General features: G+C 60.2%; 6 protein-coding genes. 4 read left to right on the forward strand and 2 right to left on the reverse strand.

All coding sequences use genetic code 11. The features are described from left to right. Positions 1-307: 307 nt before the first annotated feature. From IEV62_RS17975 to IEV62_RS17990, 4 genes are read left to right on the forward strand one after another with little or no spacing between them, the layout of a single operon-like run. Positions 308-775: a hypothetical protein gene (locus IEV62_RS17975; RefSeq protein WP_188449948.1), complete on the forward strand. Its 468-nt coding sequence runs from the start codon at positions 308-310 to the stop codon at positions 773-775. Between the two features lie 56 nt (positions 776-831). Further along, positions 832-1,587 carry a hypothetical protein gene (locus IEV62_RS17980; RefSeq protein ID WP_188449950.1) on the forward strand — a complete coding sequence of 252 codons (756 nt, stop codon included), beginning with the start codon at positions 832-834 and terminating at the stop codon, positions 1,585-1,587. A gap of 10 nt (positions 1,588-1,597) precedes the next feature. Beyond that, positions 1,598-1,915, forward strand: a complete 318-nt coding sequence (locus IEV62_RS17985; RefSeq protein ID WP_188449952.1) for a hypothetical protein — start codon at positions 1,598-1,600, stop codon at positions 1,913-1,915. A 24-nt stretch (positions 1,916-1,939) separates the two neighbouring features. Next, on the forward strand, positions 1,940-2,560 hold the full coding sequence (locus IEV62_RS17990; protein WP_188449954.1) for a major capsid protein: 621 nt from the start codon (positions 1,940-1,942) through the stop codon (positions 2,558-2,560). Here IEV62_RS17990 and IEV62_RS17995 read toward each other — a convergent pair. Both IEV62_RS17995 and IEV62_RS18000 read right to left on the reverse strand, forming a co-directional pair. Then, on the reverse strand, positions 2,557-2,907 hold the full coding sequence (locus tag IEV62_RS17995) for a hypothetical protein (protein WP_188449955.1): 351 nt from the start codon (positions 2,905-2,907) through the stop codon (positions 2,557-2,559). The two genes, IEV62_RS17990 and IEV62_RS17995, sit on opposite strands and share 4 nt — an antisense overlap. Positions 2,908-2,944: 37 nt before the next feature. After that, entirely contained in the window at positions 2,945-3,160 is a 216-nt protein-coding gene (locus IEV62_RS18000) for a hypothetical protein (protein ID WP_188449957.1), read from the reverse strand. Positions 3,161-3,903 lie beyond the last annotated feature (743 nt).

A 3,903-nucleotide genomic window follows, 5' to 3' on the forward strand; every position in this document is an offset into this window, starting at 1 on the left:
ATCCCACACGCAGGCACTCGACCTTGGGCTATCTCAGCCCCATGGACTTCGAGAAGCAGGCTCATGTAGTCTAACTTGGTGTCCATGGGACCGGCAGCAACTCAATATTTACACTTTGGTGTTGCAATTAGGTCGCGGCTCGCGTACTATGTTCTTCAATTGGACAGAGCCTAGGGTGGTGATCGTCCGACACTGACACTCGGTGGATAAACTCGTGAGGCCGACCCCCGGCGATAAACTCGGGATGGCGTGACCCAAGCGGGTCGGCGCTTTCACCCAGTTGTCATTCTCACCGAGACCACCGCACTTGTCCGCTTCCCCGTCCAACCTCTCAGCGTCGATTGCATCTTGGCGTCACGGCTCGCAGGGCTTCTTTAAGTTCCTCGCCGATGTCCAGCCGCGTGTTCGTTCGGCCGATGGGGGGTTTATCCCTTACCAGGCGGGACCGCGCGAGGCAGCCGAAATTGCAAAGGCGCTCGACGGAACAGACATCTCGATCGCGGTTTTCTGTTGGCCGCGCAGGCACGGGAAGTCAGTCACATCCGCGATGATCATCGTGTGGCGGTTTTTGACGCGCGCTACCGAGATGACGGCGGTTGTCGCAAATTCTGAGAAACAGGTGGTGGACACCGCGTTCCGGTCCATTCGCGAAGCCTTCGAACAAACCCCGCTGCTGAAAAAGCTAGTTGCCGCTGGCACCGTCAACATTCTCGCGGATCGAGTTGAGCTAGCCGCGTCGTCATTACGCACAACGCCACGCGTGCCGAAGACGTGACCTACAGCGATTGGACTGCAACCGGCTTCCGAAATCTCAACTTCCGCGGTGCGCCAATGCGGATCAACGGCAACCCGGCCGGCGTAAACCCATACGGCGTGCTGCCCTTCGTGCCGCTGTTCGATCGGTTGCCCGACGACTGTTTTTGGCTGCCTGGCGGTGATGACCTCATGGAGGCACAGGACGCGGTCAACGTCGCGCTCGCAAACTTGTGGCGGTCGGTCGAATCCCAGGCGCACGGGCAGGCTTGGGCATCCGGTATCAGTGCCAACGAAGTTTTGCAGTTCGGCCCCGATCGGGCGATCGCGCTGCCTCAGGGCGGCCAGTTCGGCTTCGCCAGCCCGAATTCGCCTATCACGTCGATCCTTTCTGCAATCGAGTTCGTGTTGCGCCAGACGGCGGCCACGCACGGCGTTGGTGCCGACATCTTCGATCTATCGAAAGTCGCGGAGAGTGGCAGCGCGAAGCACGCCGGCCGGATCGAACTACGCGAGGAACGGCTAGACGACATCGCCATGTGGCGGATCGCGGAAGCCCGCCTTTTCGAAGTCGTCAAAGCCGTGGTCAACACGCACCGCCCCGGCACGATACCGGAGGGCGCAAGCATCACGGTCGATTTCGCGGAGCTGCAAGATTCACTGACTGAAGCCGAGCAAATCGAAAATTCGCAGGCCAAAATCGACATGGGCGTTTGGTCGCAAGTCGATGCCTTGATGGCGCTCAATCCCGACGGCTTCCCCGATCGCAACGCTGCGCACGCGGAGCTGATGCGCCGTCGCGATGAAGCCATCGAACTTGCCCTCCCACTTTAACGGAGACGACATGGAACCCGAGAACACCGAAAATGCCGCCGAGCTGGCGGACCTTCAAGCCAAGCTGGCGGCAACCGAAAAGCAGTTGAGCGAAGCTGCAACCGCCGTGTTGGCGGACGTGCCGGCGCACCTGAAAGCACTCGTGCCGACCAACCTTACGCCGGCCGAACAGGTGGCGTGGTTCCACGCTGCGAAGGCAACCGGCGTGTTCGGCAAACCCGCCGTCCCAACGACCGACACCGGCACAAAGCCGACCGTGACGCCGACCTCCCCCGATCCTTCGACCTTGCCGGCGTTCGCCCGCATCGCCGCTGGCTACAACAAGTAAACCAACGAAAGAGAGATATCTGAAATGCTTACGATCACTGAATGGGCGAAGCTCAATCCGAACCCGCTGACCAGTGGGATCGTTGAAATTTTCGTCGCCGAAAACCCGATCCTCGCTGCGTTGCCCTTCATCAACATCGCGGGCAACGCCTACACCTATAATCGCGAGACCTCGCTTCCCGGCGTGGCGTTTCGCGGCTTCAACGAAGGCTATGTGGAATCGACCGGCGTCATCAACCCGCTGACCGAGACGCTGACTATTTTGGGCGGCGACAGCGATTTCGATGTTGCGCAAATCGCAATGCAGACGGGCGATAACGACACCCGCGCCGTGCACGACGCGCTGAAGGCCAAGGCCGCGACCCTCACTTGGTTACGCACCTTCATTGACGGCAACGCGACGACCAATCCCAAGGAATTCGACGGCCTCAACCGCCGCCTCACTGGCAATCAAGTTCTGTCCGCCGGCACGAACGGCGGCGCGCTCACGTTCGACATGCTGGACCAGCTTGTCGATGCCGTGCGCGGCACCCCTTCGATGCTGTTGCTCAACAAGCCGATGCGGCGCACCGTCCGCGCGATGGCCCGCCAACTGGGCGCACTCACGATCACGACCGACCAGCTCGGTCGCGAGCTAGAGGGCTAGAGGAAGCGAATAATCGCCCCCCAGACTATTGGACCGATGAGCCCTTGGTTGAATGCTTTGCGGAACACGTAGAGCCACCGCGCGGGAGCCGCGCTGACCTCCAGGCCAGCCTCTATCTTCGTGCCAGCTAGGTCCAGGAGGAAGGCCCAAAGCTCGCGCGCCGCAAGGCATTGCTCGTTTCTGGTAGCGGCGCTGTCGAGCACGCGCGGTAGCAGTGCTTCAAGGCGCTCGAAATCTGCTGACCCAGGGTTGAGCCGGCGTGATGGTGTCGCACGCGACAGCTCGGCGAGGAGGGTTGCAGCGTTCCCGAATGGGTTTTCACTATCAAAACGCGGGGACGGCAGCATGTGACAAATTTACCACAGCTCCGTCCCCAAGTCTTTATTATTGTGCGTCCAGGCTTGTGCGGTTGCGCGCCGCTGCGTGCTTATGGCGCATGCCGAGATCGTGCGCTTCAAGCTGAACGTGTAATGGGAGGCGGGCAGGGATGGGATCGCCGGTGCGCCACAACGGATACCATTCGTGGAACATCGCATCGCCGATCACACTGAGTTCGACGATATCGGCCAACTTCATCGGGCCGCTGATAGGTGTGGTCATGTCTTGTCTCCCCCGCCGGTGATTCGTGCGGTGGAGGCTCTATAAGCAGACGGCGGGGGCGCGTTGCAAACGACATGCAGCGCATGTGTGTTGCTACGCTCCGCGAACGTCTGCAATTGGTGGTTAGGCGACCGTCTGCTTTTGGTCGCTTGGGTCGAGAAGCGGCCCTTCACCGCAACCAAGACGGCGACCGCCGCACAGTGTGAGAAGCTTGCTCAGCACCGCTAACGATTGCGGTGCTGCAACCTCGAAACTGTGCCGATGAACATGGCAAAGTCGTCCTGCGGATTATCTTGCGATCCCATGAGTAAGTGACGTTAGCGACCTGCCTGTTGCCTTGAAGGCGGTTGATCCGAACTGCTAATCGTAGCGCTCGGTAGGCATCAACATTGGGCGTAACGAGCGTAGATTTCATCAGTTTGGCGCCAATGGCGTTTTGAAGGGCTTCGTGCGCAGGGTCGTAGTCACCAAAATCCACCACGACCGGCACAGCTACCACTCGATGATTTTCGTCGGCGAGAGCCGACTCTGAGACCGCCACGATCGATAATGCGAACGCGGTCGCCGCTATGATCCTCTTGCGCACACTGTCTCCGTCCGCTTTCAGGCAGCCTGCCGTAGATCGGTAGCGTCCGCAACTGTGAAGGATATCGGATGCCGGCAGGCGTACGATATCCTCCAAAGCAGGAAGCCGCGGGCCACGCGTGCTGACCTATGGGGATTTCGGTTTTCGCCGCGTTGTG

Source organism: Sphingomonas psychrolutea, from assembly GCF_014636175.1.
Taxonomy (GTDB): Bacteria; Pseudomonadota; Alphaproteobacteria; order Sphingomonadales; family Sphingomonadaceae; genus Sphingomonas; species Sphingomonas psychrolutea.